The sequence below is a fragment of the Sphingomonas sp. NPDC092440 genome (genome assembly GCF_044754985.1).
Classification (GTDB): Bacteria; Pseudomonadota; Alphaproteobacteria; order Sphingomonadales; family Sphingomonadaceae; genus Sphingomonas.
On record NZ_JBIVQA010000009.1, the window covers coordinates 13,482 to 28,067 of the forward strand.

At 67.5% G+C, this 14,586-nt stretch carries 8 protein-coding genes; all 8 read left to right on the plus strand.

The annotated features are described in order from the left end of the window. Positions 1-9: 9 nt before the first annotated feature. The 8 genes from ACIQCS_RS15980 (at position 10) to ACIQCS_RS16015 (ending at position 14,380) form a co-directional block, all read left to right on the plus strand. On the plus strand, positions 10-3,087 hold the full coding sequence (locus ACIQCS_RS15980) for a TonB-dependent receptor domain-containing protein (RefSeq protein WP_345847238.1): 3,078 nt from the start codon (positions 10-12) through the stop codon (positions 3,085-3,087). 46 nt (positions 3,088-3,133) lie between these two features. Beyond that, the gene (locus tag ACIQCS_RS15985) at positions 3,134-4,198 is read left to right on the plus strand and encodes an isocitrate/isopropylmalate family dehydrogenase (protein WP_345847236.1); all 1,065 of its coding nucleotides are present in this window, start codon (positions 3,134-3,136) and stop codon (positions 4,196-4,198) included. Between the two features lie 208 nt (positions 4,199-4,406). Further along, complete coding sequence (locus ACIQCS_RS15990; protein WP_345847233.1) at positions 4,407-6,677, plus strand: TonB-dependent receptor domain-containing protein; 2,271 nt, start codon at positions 4,407-4,409, stop codon at positions 6,675-6,677. A 213-nt stretch (positions 6,678-6,890) separates the two neighbouring features. After that, positions 6,891-8,219 carry a TolC family protein gene (locus ACIQCS_RS15995; RefSeq protein ID WP_345847231.1) on the plus strand — a complete coding sequence of 443 codons (1,329 nt, stop codon included), beginning with the start codon at positions 6,891-6,893 and terminating at the stop codon, positions 8,217-8,219. After that, positions 8,216-9,202 carry a hypothetical protein gene (locus tag ACIQCS_RS16000; protein ID WP_345847229.1) on the plus strand — a complete coding sequence of 329 codons (987 nt, stop codon included), beginning with the start codon at positions 8,216-8,218 and terminating at the stop codon, positions 9,200-9,202. Before ACIQCS_RS15995 ends, ACIQCS_RS16000 begins: the two co-directional genes overlap by 4 nt. A gap of 4 nt (positions 9,203-9,206) precedes the next feature. After that, positions 9,207-12,317, plus strand: a complete 3,111-nt coding sequence (locus tag ACIQCS_RS16005; protein WP_345847226.1) for an efflux RND transporter permease subunit — start codon at positions 9,207-9,209, stop codon at positions 12,315-12,317. Further along, a complete protein-coding gene (locus ACIQCS_RS16010; RefSeq protein WP_345847224.1) occupies positions 12,292-12,960 on the plus strand; it encodes a response regulator transcription factor in 669 nt (222 codons plus the stop codon). The genes ACIQCS_RS16005 and ACIQCS_RS16010 overlap by 26 nt, the downstream gene beginning before the upstream one ends. Next, positions 12,941-14,380, plus strand: a complete 1,440-nt coding sequence (locus ACIQCS_RS16015) for a HAMP domain-containing sensor histidine kinase (RefSeq protein WP_345847222.1) — start codon at positions 12,941-12,943, stop codon at positions 14,378-14,380. Before ACIQCS_RS16010 ends, ACIQCS_RS16015 begins: the two co-directional genes overlap by 20 nt. Positions 14,381-14,586 lie beyond the last annotated feature (206 nt).

Consider the following 14,586-nt stretch of genomic DNA (forward strand, 5'->3'; position numbering starts at 1 on the left):
AGGGGATAAATGGGCAGCCTTGATCGGCGCGGTACCCGCGCTTGTTCCGGATTCACCAGCCTCGGCACGATCGCGCTGCTGGGGGTGCTGGCGGCGACGCCGGCATGGGCGCAGGATGCGGCGGCGGACAGCGCCGCGCCCGCCATTGCCGAGCCCGCGCCGCAGGAAACCACGCCCGCGGAGCAGGGGCAGATCATCGTCACCGGCTCGCGGATCGCGCGGCGCGACTATCAGTCGAACACGCCGATCGTGACGATCGGCTCGGAAACCCTGGCCGGCGCCGGCCAGCCGACGCTCGACCGGGCGATCGGCCAGATGCCGCAGTTCGCCGCGGCACAGGGCCTCGCCCAGGTTGGCGACGTGCAGGCGCGGACCGGCTTCCAGGGCGGCCAGGCCTATAGCGATCTGCGCGGCCTCGGGCCCAACCGCTCGCTGATCCTGGTCGATGGCCGCCGCCTGATCGCGTCGAATCCGAACGGATCGATCGATCTCAACACGATCCCGATGGCGATGATCGAGAATGTCGAGGTCATCACCGGCGGCGCATCCGCCACCTATGGTTCCGACGCGATCGCAGGCGTGGTCAACTTCAAGCTGCGGCGCCATTTCAACGGGATCGAACTCGGCGCGCGCCGTGGCGGCACCTTGGAAGGCGACGGCGCGAACACCCAGTTCACGCTGCTTGCCGGCAGCGATTTCGCCGATGGCCGGGGGAGCGCGATCGTGGCGTTCGAATATGCCGAGCGCGATCGCATCGCCGGCGCGGACCGGCCTTTCTTCCGCAATATCCGTCTGCTCGCGCGTCCGCCGGAAGGGCTGGTCGAAAACGGCCTGTTCGGCTCGCAGCCGACGGTCGCGGCGGTCAACGCGCTGCTCGCCACCTATCCGGGCACCACGCCGATCAGCGGTACCGGCCAGTATAATGGGGCGATCGGCTTCAATACCGACGGCACCATCTTCACCACCAGTGCCGGCAGCAACTGCGTTCAGAACTATCGCGGCCTGCCCACCGCGCCGCTGGGCCTCGGCATCACCAGCAATTGCCGCCAGGTGGCGGTCGCGCTCGGCAACTACTTCTCGATCCAGGTGCCGCTGAAGAAATACAACGTCCTCACCAAGCTCGATTACGAACTGGCCGGCGGCATCACGGCCTATGGCACCTTCAACTTCATGCATTCGAGTGCGCTCGACAGCACCTCGGCCGGCTCGACCGGCCCCGGCAAATATCTGGTCGTGCCGCTCAACAGCCCCTGGGTGACCGGCAACCCGGCGCTGCAGGCGCTGCTTGCCTCGCGGCCGGCGGTGCCGGGCGATCCGACCGCGCTCACCCGGGCATTGTCGGTGACCAAGCTGCTCACCGCTTCGGGGCCGCGTTCGCAGACCTTCGAATATGATGTCTATCAGGGCGTGATCGGGCTGCGCGGCACGATACCGGGTACGGCGCTGAACTTCGACGTCTATGGCTCGATCGGGCAGACGCACTTCACCAACATGCAGTATAACGACACCAGCCGCGCCAATATCGCGGCGGTGCTGAACGGCACGGCCAACTTCACCGGCTCGGCGGGCAGCTGCATCGGCTATGCTTGGAATCCGTTCGGCAACAACCCGTTCAGCCCGGGCTGCGAGCAGTTCATCACGCGCGACAACACCAATATCAACACCACGCGCCAGCAGGTGATCGAAGCCACGGTCACCGGTCCGATCTTCAAGCTTCCTGGCGGCGATCTCAGCTTTGCGCTGGGCGCCGCCTATCGGAACAACAGCTTTGCCTTCAGGCCCGACAATGCGCTGATCCTCGGCGACACGCCCTCGTTCGACAATATCGTGCCGACCGGTGGTAGCCAGAAGGTCAAGGAAGTCTTCGGCGAACTCGAGGTGCCGCTGCTCAAGGACGTGTTCCTGTTCAACAGCCTGAGCCTCAATCTCGGCTATCGCCGGGCCAATTATTCGGGCTTCGGTTCGGTCGACGCCTATAAGGCGGATGCCAGCTGGCGGCCGTTCGAGCAGCTGCTGATCCGCGGCGGCTATCAGCGTTCGATCCGTGCGCCGAGCCTGGGCGAGTTGTTCGCGCCGACCGCGACCGGCAGCATCAACATCGGTGCGGTTCCCGGTGCCGGCGACCCGTGCGACAGCCGGAGCGCCTTCCGTTCGGGTGCCAACGCTGCCCAGATCCAGGCGCTGTGCATCGCCCAGGGGGTGCCGGCGGCGATCTATCCCACCTTCACCTATATCAACGACACCGCTTTCGGCAGTACGGGCGGCAACCCCAACCTGACGCCGGAAAAGGCCGACAGCTTCACGATCGGCACGGTATGGAGCCCGCGCTTCGGCAGTCCGATGTTCCGGATGTTCAACCTCTCGGTCGATTACTACAATATCAAGCTCCGCGACGCGATCGGCACGGTCGCGCTGACCCAGATCCTGCCGCGCTGCTTCAACTTCGACGGGCTCAGCAACCCCGGCTATTCGCTCAACAACGTCTTCTGCCAGCAGATCACCCGCGACACCCGTTCGGGCGCGATTTCGTTCGGCCGGGAAGGCGCGCTCAACCTCGCCACCTACAAGACCGACGGTATCGACGTGCAGTTCGACTGGGGCTTCGATCTCGCCGGCATGGGGCTGGGCGAGGGAGCCGGTACGATGCGGCTCAACAGCGTCGTGACCTATACGCGATCGTTCAAGGTATCATCGCTGCCGGGCTCGCCGGTGCTCGACTATGTGGGCAGCATCGGCAACAATGCGGTGAGTCCGCAGATCGCGCATCCGCGCTGGAAGACCAATACGTCGCTCGGCTATACCAGCGGTGCCTTCACCATCACCGGCCGCTGGCGCTTCATCGACAAGATGATCCACCAGGACAAGGTGGTGAACCCCGCGGCCGTGACGCCCGGCGTGCCTGCCTATAGCTATTTCGACGCCGATTTCACCGTCAATGTCAGCGATCGTTTCCAGTTCACTGGCGGGATCACCAATATCGGCAACAAGGCGCCGCCCTTTGTCAGCGGCCAGCCGCTGACTACCGATTCGGCAACGTACGACATCATCGGCCGCTCGTTCTTCGTCGGTGCGAAGGTGAAGTTCTGATGCCGGCCGGCACCTCGGTGAGCCTCTTCCCTTGCCGGGGTGCCGCATGAAGCTGCTGGCATTGCCGGGGGACGGCATCGGACCCGAGATCATGGCTGCGACGCTGGCGGTGCTGCAGGCTGCCGACGCTGCCCATGGGCTCGGGCTCGAGGTCGAGACGATGGAAATCGGCCTCGCCGCGCTGGCAAACCAGGGCACGACCCTGCCGGACGCGGTGCTCGACCGGGTTCCGCAGGTGGACGGCGTGATCCTTGGCCCGGTCTCGCACTATGACTATCCCCCGCGTGCGTCCGGCGGGATCAACCCCTCGGGCGAGTTGCGCGCGCGTTTCAGGCTGGGTGCCAATATCCGCCCGGCCCGGAGCCGTCCCGGCCTGGGTCTGCTCGGCGGCCGGATGGACCTGGTGATCGTGCGGGAAGCGACCGAAGGCTTCTATGCCGATCGCAGCATGCATGCCGGTGCGGGCGAATTCATGCCGGATCCGGACATGGCGCTGAGCGTGCGCAAGATCACCGCGGCCGCCTCACGCCGCGTGGCCGAGGTGGCGTTCGATCTAGCACGCGGGCGCCGGCGCAAGGTGACGGCGGTCCACAAGGCCAATGTGCTGAAACTCAGCGACGGCTTGTTCCTGCGCGAGGTACGCGCAGTTGCTCGAGGCTATCCCGACGTGGCGCTTGACGAAGTGATCGTCGATGCAGCGGCGGCATTGCTGATCCGCAGGCCCGAGCAATTCGACGTGATCGTCACCACCAACATGTTCGGCGACATCCTGTCCGACGAAGCCTCCGAGCTTTCGGGGGGCCTGGGCCTGGGCGGATCGATCAGCCTGGGCGACGGTATCTGCGTCGCCCAGGCCCAGCATGGCTCGGCGCCGGATATCCAGGGGCAGGGGATCGCCAACCCCGTTTCGCTTATCCTGTCGGCGGCGATGCTGCTGGATTGGTGCGGGCGCCGTTGCGGGAACGCTCGCCTGGCTGCTGCCGGCAAGGCGATTTCGGCCGCGACCGACCGGGCGCTGGCCAGCTCCGCCGCACGAACGCGTGACCTTGGCGGGCGCCTGGGAACCATGGCGTTCGCCGACCGGCTGATTGCGGCAATTCCTGCCGTCTGATCCATGGCTGCTTCTGGCGCTTCCCTGCCTTGCGTGGTGCCGAGAACCTGCACGGAGGAGGGCGGGGGCCTTCCCGCGTCGCGGCCGCAAATGTTGTGATTTCGCAATCATTGGATCTGTCACGCCTGCGAAATCAAACTGTCATCACCTTCCACGACCTCGTGCGTGACGCGGGGTCGGGTTCCCCGAGTCCCCAGGGGGACGAGAGATGAAGGTATCGACGAACCACTTCCGGCTTCACGCGACCTGTTGCGTAGCAGCGCTCATCCTGCCCGCCGCCGCTGCCGCCCAGACCAAATCGGCGCCAGCGGAGACCATTGCCGGGAACGATGCCCGGCCGCGTCCGAACGATATCGCCGAAGGGTCGGACATCGTCGTCACCGCCACCCGTGCCAACGAAATCGCTCCGGTCACGGCTTCCCTCCAGACGACCCAGCCCCAGTCGGTCATCAGCCGCTCCTTCATCGAAGATTCGCTGCCGGCGACCTCGGACTTCAATCAGATCGCGCTGATCGCGCCGAGCGTGTCGGGTTATGGCAACGCCAACGGCCCGGGCCTTTCGGAATCCAAGGCGCAGATCCGCGGCTTCCAGGACGGCGAGTACAACATCACCTATGACGGCGTGCCGTTCGGCGACACCAACGACCCTACCCATCATTCGAACACCTTCTTCCCGTCGAACACGATCGAGACGCTGATCGTCGATCGCGGCCCGGGCAACGCGGCGCAACTCGGCCAGGCCACGTTCGGCGGCAACATCAACCTCTTCTCGCGCGCCACGCGCGAGAAGCCGGGGGTGGAACTGAAGGGCAGCTATGGTTCGTTCAACACCTGGCTGGTGCGCGGCGTCGCCCAGAGCGGCGCGATCGACACGCTCGGCGGAACCGAGGTGATGGTGAGCGGCCAGCACATCGGATCGGACGGTGCCCGCACCTACAGCCCGTTCAAGTCGAACAACGTGTTCGGCAAGATCATGGTGCCGATCTCGCCGGACGTGCGGCTGACCCTGCTCGGCACCTATAACGAGAACAGCTTCAACCAGCCCGACAAGGACGGCGCGACGCTGAGCCAGGTGGCGCAGTATGGCCGCTATTTCAGCCTCAACAACGATCCGAACAGCCAGAGCTTCTACGGCTATAACCGCACGCGGAAGAAGACCGACTTCGAGATCGTCAAGCTGGAGGCCGATATTGCGCCCGGTTCGGTGTTCGAGAACCGCGCCTATACCTATAGCTATGACAACCAGACACTGAGCGGCAACGACGTCACGCTCTATGCGACGGCAACGCCGGCGCAGATCGCCGCGGCCAATGTCGTGACGCTCGCGCCCGGCGCCAAGGCGACGACTGGCGTCCCCGGCTACACCAAGACCAACAAATATCGGGTCTTCGGCAACATCGCCAAGGTTCGCGTCGATTTCGGTTTCGGCACGATCACCGCCGGTGCATGGCTCGAATGGTCGAACACCTATCGCCAGCAGCGCGACGTCGATCTGGTGACGATGTCGCCGAACTATCTGGAGAAGAAGGTGACGGACCCGGTGACCGGGGTAGCGACGCCGCAGAACATCAAGTTCGACCAGAACAGCCACACCAACCACACCGAGGCGTTCGTCGAGCTCGAACTGCGCCCGCTGCCGGGCCTGGCGGTGACGCCGGGCTACAAGCATGTCGATTTCAACCGGCGGATCGAGGCGGCCTACAACCAGACGACCCGCTACGCGCAGACGCTCAGCAACACCTATACGGCGGACTTGCCGTTCCTGACGGTGAACTATGCCGTCAGCGAGCGGTTCTCGGTTTACGGCCAATATGCGCGCGGCTTCCTCGCACCGCCACTCAGCGTGCTCTACGTCGCCAACCCCCGGCTCTCCACCGTCGTGCCCCAGCGTTCGACCAACTACCAGACCGGCCTCGTCTATCACGGTCGCAACCTCTCGCTGGACGTCGATCTCTACAAGATCGACTTCGCCAACAAGTTCGCGTCCTTCACCTCGCCGGTGCCGGGCGAGGGCGTGGTCTTCGTCAACCAGGGTGCGGTGCAGTACAAGGGCGTCGAGGGCCAGATCACCTACGCCTTCGACAATGGCCTGGCCGTCTTCGCCAATGCCTCGCGCAATTATGCCAAGACCGACAATGCCGGCGCGCCGCACACCCAGGTCGCCAACGCGCCGGAATGGACCGCGGCGGGCGGCATCCTCTACAAGCACGGCCCGATCCGCTTCTCGCTGATCGATAAATACACCGGTCGCCAGTGGTTCAGCGACGGCGAGAACCCGGTTTATCGCAGCAATGGCTACAACAGCGCGATCCTGTCGGCGCGCTACGATCTCGGCCTCGTCCGCTTCGGGGTCGAAGTGAACAACCTGCTCGACTCGAAGCAGGTGACCAACATCAACGCCGGCAAGACCGCCCCGTTCGACCAGTATTTCTATCAGACCGGGCGCTCGGTCACTGCCGACGTCACGCTCACCTTCTAAGGCGCAGCCCCCTTGTGCGAGCCCCGTCATGGGCCTGCGCAAGGGGTGCGCCGGAGCCCGCATACCTTGCGATTCCACAATATGCGGTGCCGGCGGATTACCTCTAGATGTGCGGGGGTGCGTGTACCCCGACGCCTCCACAGACCGCTTGCGCTGCTGGCATTTGCTCTGCCCCCGGCATTGTCGGGATGTGTCTCCTATCGGCCGCGGCCCGTGCATCCGGCGGAGATCGCGGCGGCGCGCCAGGCGATGACTCTCGACCCCGCCGAGATCGGCCGGCGCGTGGCCGCGCTCGCGCCTTCGCGGGCGGGCATGCCGCTGGCATGGGATCGGCTGAGCCTGTTCGCCGCGGCCACGCTCTATAATCCCGACGTCGCGGCGATGCGGGCAGCCGTCGACACCGCACGCGCCAATGCCGGCGTCGCCCGCCGATGGCCGGGCACGACGTTCACGCTCACCACCGAATATGCGAACGATCCTTCGACACGCTCGCCCTGGCTGTTTGGCGGCGCGATCGACGTGCCGCTGGACCTTGGCGGCCGGCGCGGCGCGCGCATCGCGGGCGCCGACCTGGCCGTACTTTCCGCTGGATATGATGTCGTCGAAGCGCTGTGGAACGCGCGGACGGAGTTGCGCAGGGGCTTGGCCGAGCGCCTGGTCGCGGAGCGCCAAGTCGCCGCGCTGTCGGCGCTCGCCGAAGTTCGTGACCGGCAATATGTCGCGATGGCGCGCCGGGTCACCGTCGGGGAGGCATCGCGCGCCGAACTGGAGCGGGTCCGCGCCGACAGCGCCGATGTCGCGCGGCGCCTGGGCGACGCGCAGGCCGGTCTCCGTGCCGCCGCGCGTACCGTCGCCGTGGCAATCGGGGTGCCGGCCGGCACGGTCGAGGGCCTTCCGGTGGAATGGCCCGGCTTCGATGCCCCCGCACCCGATCCGGGGGCATTGGTAACGCCCGATCTGCGGCAAGCGGCGCTGCTCTCCCGCGCGGACGTGCTCAAGGCGGTCGTCGCCTATGACCAGGCCGAACAGGAATTGCGGGGCGAAATGGCGAAGCAGTTTCCTGCGATCAACCTCTCGCCCGGCTATACCTGGGAACGCGGGCTGGTGAAGCTGCCCTTCTCGCTGGGCCTCGCCCTGCCGCCACTCGACCTCAACCGACACGCGATCGCGGCTGCCGAGGCGAAGCGCACGGAAGCGGGCAAGCGCCTGGAAGCGGTGGTCGCCGCGGCCGAGGCTGCTGTCGACGCGGCGCTCATGGAAACCAGGGCCGCGCGCGCCGCCCTCGTCCAGCTTCGCACCGTCGAACTGGCGACGGCCGCGAAGCTCGCGGCACAGGCCGATCGCGAACTGGCCGCCGGGGCAATCGATCGTATCGAATGGGCAGCGGCACAGGCGGGGCTACGCCAGGCGCGCAGCGCCGAGATCGACGCGCTCGCGCGGGTGCACGCGGCGGATGCCGCTCTGGAGAACGCGCTCCGTCGTCCGCTCGAAGGGCCGGAGACATTGATCGTGGCGCACGCCGAAGGAGCATCGACCAAATGAGACGGCGAGACGCCGCAGGCTGGGCTGCGCTGGGTGCCGGCGTGAGCGCGGGGTGCATCCTCCTTGTCGTCCCCCTCCTGTCCTCGGCCCCGCCCGTGCCGCCGGCACGGGAAAGGGCGGACGCAGCGCCGAGCGCCGGCGCCCGCGACGGCGAAGTGCGGGTCGAGCTCGCCGAGCAGCGGCGCATCGGCCTGACGATCGCAAGGGCGGTGCCAGCCACCGTTCCCCCGCGCGGGCAGGGTTTTGCGCGCGGGCTGGATGGCGCCAACCTCGCCGCGATCGACGCGGAGATCGTAACCGCCTCGGCTGCGGCCGCCGCGTCGCGCGCGGAAGCCGCGCGGCTCGCCCTGCTTGCATCGCAGGACCAGAGCGCCTCGGCCCGGTCCGTCCAGGCGGCGCGTGCCCAGGCCGCGGCCGACATCGCCCGCGTGCAGCTGGCGTCCCGTCGCATCGGCCTGGAATATGGGCCCGGCCTGGCCGGGATCAGCTCCGGCGCGCGCCGGGCACTGGTCGCCGACATGGCGTCGGGGCATGCCGCGCTGGTCCGCATCGATATGCCCGGCGCATCGATCGACCAGTTGCGCGCCGTCCGGATCGACGGCGGCTCGTTCCATATTCTCGGTCCCGCCGCCGCCGCCGATCCCCGGCTGCAAAGCGCAGGCCTGCTGGCCATCCTGCGCGGCCCAGTCGCGGCATCGGCCACCAACGGCCGGATCCTCGGCGTCACCGTACAGCAGGGCGGCAGCCAGGCGGGCACGCTCGTGCCGCGCGACGCCGTGATGCGCTGGCACGGGGGTGCCTGGGTCTATCGCCGTACCGGGGCGGAGACGTTCGAGCGCGTCGAACTCGCCGATGGCCGGCCGGTCGCAGGCGGGTGGTTCGTCCCGGCCGGTATCAAGGCGGGCGATGCGATAGTAGTGCGCGGTGCCGGCACGCTGCTGGCGATCGACCGTGGCGGCGGTGCTGCGGCGGGCGAGGACTGACCCGATGCTCGGTCGCATTGTCAGGTTGAGCCTGGCGCATCCGGGCATGGTGATGCTCGCGTCGCTGCTGCTGCTGGCCTTCGGCATCCTCACCCTGCGCAGGGCGAGCTACGACGTCTTCCCGGAGTTCGTGCCCGCCCAGGCAACGGTGCAGACCGAAGCGCCCGGCATGACGCCGGACCAGGTCGAGGCGCTGGTCACGCGACCGCTGGAGGCCGCGATCAACGGAGCCACCGGCATCGCCACCGTCCGCTCGGAATCGATCCAGGGCCTGTCGGTGATCAACATCGTCTTCGTCGAAGGGAGCGAACCCTATCGCGCCCGGCAGATCGTTGCCGAAGCGGTGAGCGAGGCGGCGGGCAGGCTTCCGGGCGGCGTGCAGCCGCCACGGCTCGGGCCACTGACTTCCTCGACGATGGATCTGCTCAAGATCGGCTTTGTGGGCGGACGCGATCCCAAGATGCTGCGCGACCAGGTCCAATGGACGGTCATCCCGCGCTTGCTTGCCACGCCGGGCGTTGCGCGCGCCATCGTCTTTGGCGGGGAGCTCCGGCGCTTCGAGGTCCGCATCCGCCCCGCCGACCTGGTCGCACGCAACGTCGCACTTGCCGATGTCGAGGCCGCGATCAAGGCGGCTACCGCGGTACGTGGCGGTGGGTTCGCGGAGACCGCCAACCAGCGCATCCTGATCGAGCCCAGCGCCGGCACGCCCGATACGCGCTCGCTCGCCCAGGCGGTGCTCCCGCTCGGGGCGGGCCCGCCGGTGCGGCTGGGCGACATCGCCGACATCGTGGATGCATCGACGCCCAAGACCGGCGATGCGCTCATCATGGGCAAGCCCGGCGTGCTCGTTGCGCTCGCGAGCCAATATGGCGCCAATACGCTCGAGACCACGCAGCGCGTCGAGACGGCGATCGCGGAATTGCGGCCGGCGCTCGAAGCGCAGGGCATTCGAATCTATCCCGCACTCCACCGGCCGGCCAACTTCATCGAGACCGCATTGAAGGGGATCCGCACCGACCTGCTGATCGGTGCCGGGCTGATCGCCTTCATCCTGCTCGTTTTCCTGCGCGATCTGCGCGTGGCGTTCATCGCTTTCGTCTCGATCCCGCTGTCGCTGCTCGCCGCGCTGATCGTCCTCGATCAGACCGGCCAGACGATCAACACCATGACGCTGGGCGGACTCGCAGTCGCGCTCGGCGTGGTCATCGACGATGCCATCGTCGGGGTGGAGAATATCGTCCGCCGCCTGCGCGATGCGCCGGAGGGCGATGGGCGAGGCGCGGTGATCGAGGCCGCATCGGTCGAGGTGCGCGCGCCGGTCGTCTACGCCACGTATGTGCTCGCGCTCACGGTGGCGCCGATCCTCTTCCTCACCGGACTGCAGGGCGCATTTTTCGGTCCTCTCGCCTGGTCCTTCCTGCTGGCGACGCTGGCCTCGCTCGGGGTGGCGATCACCGTCGCGCCGGCGCTTGCGCTGCTCCTGCTGCGCAAGGTGCGGCTTCATGACGAACCCCGCTATCTGATGGCGTTCAAGAACTGGCACGATCGCCTGCTCGAGCCGATTTGCCATCATCCCCGCGCGGCGGCCGGATCGACCGCCCTCGTCGGTATCGTTGCCGCTCTCATGCTGACCAGCTTCGGCGGCGAGCTGCTCCCTGCGTTCCGCGAGCGGCACTATGTGCTCCAGGTCAACGGTCCGGTGGGCGCCTCAGTGCCGTGGATGAAGGATCTCGGCCAGCGCATCACCGCCGACCTGCTCAAGATCCCCGAGGTCGCGACCGTCGAGGAGCAGATCGGCCGGGCCGAGGCCGGGGAGGACACCTTTCCCCCCAATCGCAGCGAGTTCCATGTCGAACTGAAGGGTGTGGGCGGCGCGTCCGAAGATCGTGCGCTCGAGCGGATCCGCGCCGTGCTCGGCCAGTATCCGGGTATCCAGAGCGAGGCACTGACCTTTCTCGGCGATCGGATCAGCGAGTCGCTGTCCGGCGAGACCGCCAAGGTGGCGATCGGTGTCTATGGCGGCGATCTCGACAGTCTCGACCGCGTGGCAGCCGATGTCGCGCGCGTGCTCGCCACCGTGCCGGGTGCCGCCGATGTTCAGGTGAAGGCACAGCCCGGCGCCCCCAGCCTCCGAATCATGCTGGACGCGAACCGCATGGGCCTTCGCGGCGTGACGCCGACCGACGCCTATGATGCGATCGAGACCGCCTTCCAGGGGAAGACGGTCAGCCAGGTGACCGAGGCGGACCGCATCACCGACGTCACCGTGACGTTGCCCGACAGCGATACCCGCGATCCCGAGGCGATCGGCGCGATCCTCGTCCGGGCGGGCGACGGCACCACCACGCCCCTGTCGGACATCGCCACCATAAGGCCCGGCGAAGGACGGACGGTGATCGGTCACGAGGGTGGGCGGCGGCGGCAGATGGTTACCGCCAATCCGTCGGTATCCGATGTATCGGGCTTCGTCGCGGCGGCCAGGGCGCGGATCGCCCGCGAGGTGAAGCTGCCGCCCGGCGCCTATCTCGACTATGCCGGCGTGGCCGAGGGCCAGGCGGCGGCCACGCGCCAGATCCTGTTCAACGTTGCCGCGGCATCGATCGGTATCGTGGCGCTGCTCGTTATCGCCTTTGGCGGCGGCCGGCCCGCGATGCTCATCCTGGCGGGGACGCCGTTCGCGCTCGCTGGCGGAGTCATCGCCGTCTGGCTGACCGGTGGGGTGCTGTCGCTGGGCGTGCTTGTCGGCTTCGTCACCTTGTTCGGCATTGCCGCCCGCAATGCGATCCTGCTCATCTCCCATATCGATCATCTGGTCGCCGAGGAAGGCTGCGCGCCTGGGCTCGCCACCGTGCTGCGCGGCACGCACGAGCGGGTCACTCCGATCCTGATGACCGCGCTGGTGACGGGCCTGGGCCTCGCGCCGCTGGCGTTGGAGGCCGGGCAATCGGGGCGCGAGGTGCAAGGGCCGATGGCAGCCGTTATTCTGGGCGGACTCGTCACCTCCACGGTGATGAGCCTGATCGTGCTTCCCGCACTGGTGCTGGCGTATCGCTGGCCCCTGACGGAACGGAAAGGAGAGGCGCCGGATGCGCCTGCTGCTGATCGAGGATGACGACACGGTCGCGGCTGCGATCGCGACGGCGATGACGGAACGTGGCCACAATGTCGCGCGCGCCGCGGACGGCCGCGAGGGCGCGGCAATGGTGGAGGGCGGGCAGTATGATGTGCTCGTAATCGATCGCATGCTCCCGGGCGCGGATGGGCTCGGCATGGTGCTGGGGCTTCGCGCGCGGGGTGACGCCACGCCCGTGCTGATGCTCACCGCGCTTGGCACGGTTGCCGATCGGGTGGCCGGATTGCGCGGTGGCGCCGATGACTATCTGGTGAAGCCATTCTCGATGGACGAGCTGGAAGCGCGCGTGGAAGCGCTATCCCGCCGCAATGCGACGCCGCCGGCGCAACTGGTGATCGACAACCTGGTGCTCGATCGCCTGGCGCGGACCGTCCAGCGCGGCGACACGCGGATCACGCTGATGCCGCGCGAATTCCAGCTGCTTGAACTCCTGATGCTGAGTTCCCCCGCGGTGGTCACTCGCACGATGCTGCTTGAACAGGTGTGGCGCTTCCGCTTCGATCCCGGCACCAACCTGGTCGAAAGCCATGTCAGCCGGCTTCGCGGCAAGATCGACCGGGGCGGCGACCCGCCCCTCATCCATACGGTTCGGGGCGAGGGCTATGTCGCGCTGGCCCGGTGAATTTCTTCGCTCGACCGTCTTCAGGGTCTCGCTTCTCAACGCCCTGCTGCTGGGGTTCGCCATTGGTGGCGCGCTTGCGGTAGCCTGGTTCGCGACGCGGAGCAGTGTCGAACAGGGCGCGCGCGAGCGGATTGCGATCGAAGTCGAAGCCATCGCCAGCGAGCTCGACAAGGAAGGTGCGGTCGGGGCGGCGGCGGCAGTCAATTGGAGATCCGCAAGGCCCGGTGCGCTCGTCTATCTGCTCGTCGGTGCGGACGGACGTGTCCTGGCGGGCGATATGACCGCGATGCCGCGTGCGCCCGGTTGGCATCGTTTCCACATGCCGGGGACCATGGCCGGCGGCAGCGGCGAGGACGTGCTTGCACTCACTGTACGCCAGCGCGACGGCGCCATCGTCGGCGTGGGCGAAGACTTGAGCCGGAGCGAAGCGGTAAGGGCCGCATTGTTCGGCGCGATCCTGCCGACCGGCGCGATCGCACTGCTGCTGGGGCTGGCCGCCAGCATCCTGATCACCCGCCGCGTCCTGCGCCGCATGGAAGGCATCGTCGCCACCGTGCGTTCGGTCGAAGCCGGAGACCTGTCGGCGCGCGTGCCCCGCGCGGAGCATGCCCGGGACGATGTCGAGGAACTGGGCGTTGCCATCAATCAGATGCTTGATCGCATCGCCACACTCGTCGGCGCGGTACGGCGCGTGTCGGCGGAAATCGCCCATGATCTGCGCACGCCGCTCACCCATGCTCAGCACGCGCTCGATACCGCCCGTTGGTCGGAGGATGACGCGACACGGAACGAAGCAATTGACGCGGCGAACGCGAATATGGCGCGGGCGCTTCGGCTGTTCGAGGCGATGCTCGCGCTTGCCGAGATCGATTCCGGCATTGCCCGCGTGAACTTCACCGAGCTGGATCTCGCGGCCATCGTCGAACAGGTGGTGGACGCCTATCGGCCCGACATCGAGGCTTCGGGGCGCACGATCGAGTGTCATGCGGGCACGGTCGCCCCAATTCTGGGCGACGCGGATCTGCTGACACAGGCCGTGGCGAACCTGATCGACAATGCCCTCAAGCACTCGCGCAACGGCGCCCGGATTGCCGTCAGCGTGGTGGAGACCGCGGATGGCGCTTCGGCGTGCGTCGCAGACGATGGACCGGGGGTCGATCCAAAGGACGCGGAAACCATTTTGCGGCCGTTCGGCCGGCTCGATGAGGCTCGTAGCACCCCCGGCAATGGGCTGGGGCTCGCCATCGTCGACGGCGTGGCGGTGCTGCATGGCGGCAGCCTCGATATCCGCCATCTGTCACCCGGGCTTGCGATCTCGCTTCGGGTTCCAGTGCATCCTGCCGGGCGTTCGCCTGCGGGGGCGGCTCGGCATCAAGGATCTCCAGGGAAGCGAGCCGGTCGGGGGCAGGCGCGAGTGTGAGGTCATGGATCGCATGGAGAACCCCGCCGCCGAGTTCGCGATAGGGCGAAGCGGGTGCTTCTCCATTGCCCCTGGCAAGAGGTTGAGAAATCCTGCGGTCCCTTCGGTCCGCAAATCGCGCGGTGGCGGATGGCCGGTGGATTCTGCCGGTCGCGATGCGCCGCAATCCCGCCGCCTGCCTTCAGCCTCGCGCCGAATACACCAGC

Excerpts from the sequence above, each read along its gene's own strand:
- ACIQCS_RS15990 (WP_345847233.1), top strand. The coding sequence starts at position 4,407 with ATGAAGGTATCGACGAACCACTTCCGGCTTCACGCGACCTGTTGCGTA.
- ACIQCS_RS16000 (WP_345847229.1), top strand. The coding sequence starts at position 8,216 with ATGAGACGGCGAGACGCCGCAGGCTGGGCTGCGCTGGGTGCCGGCGTG.
- ACIQCS_RS16010 (WP_345847224.1), top strand. The coding sequence starts at position 12,292 with ATGCGCCTGCTGCTGATCGAGGATGACGACACGGTCGCGGCTGCGATC.
- ACIQCS_RS15980 (WP_345847238.1), top strand. The coding sequence starts at position 10 with ATGGGCAGCCTTGATCGGCGCGGTACCCGCGCTTGTTCCGGATTCACC.
- ACIQCS_RS16005 (WP_345847226.1), top strand. The coding sequence starts at position 9,207 with ATGCTCGGTCGCATTGTCAGGTTGAGCCTGGCGCATCCGGGCATGGTG.
- ACIQCS_RS15985 (WP_345847236.1), top strand. The coding sequence starts at position 3,134 with ATGAAGCTGCTGGCATTGCCGGGGGACGGCATCGGACCCGAGATCATG.
- ACIQCS_RS16015 (WP_345847222.1), top strand. The coding sequence starts at position 12,941 with ATGTCGCGCTGGCCCGGTGAATTTCTTCGCTCGACCGTCTTCAGGGTC.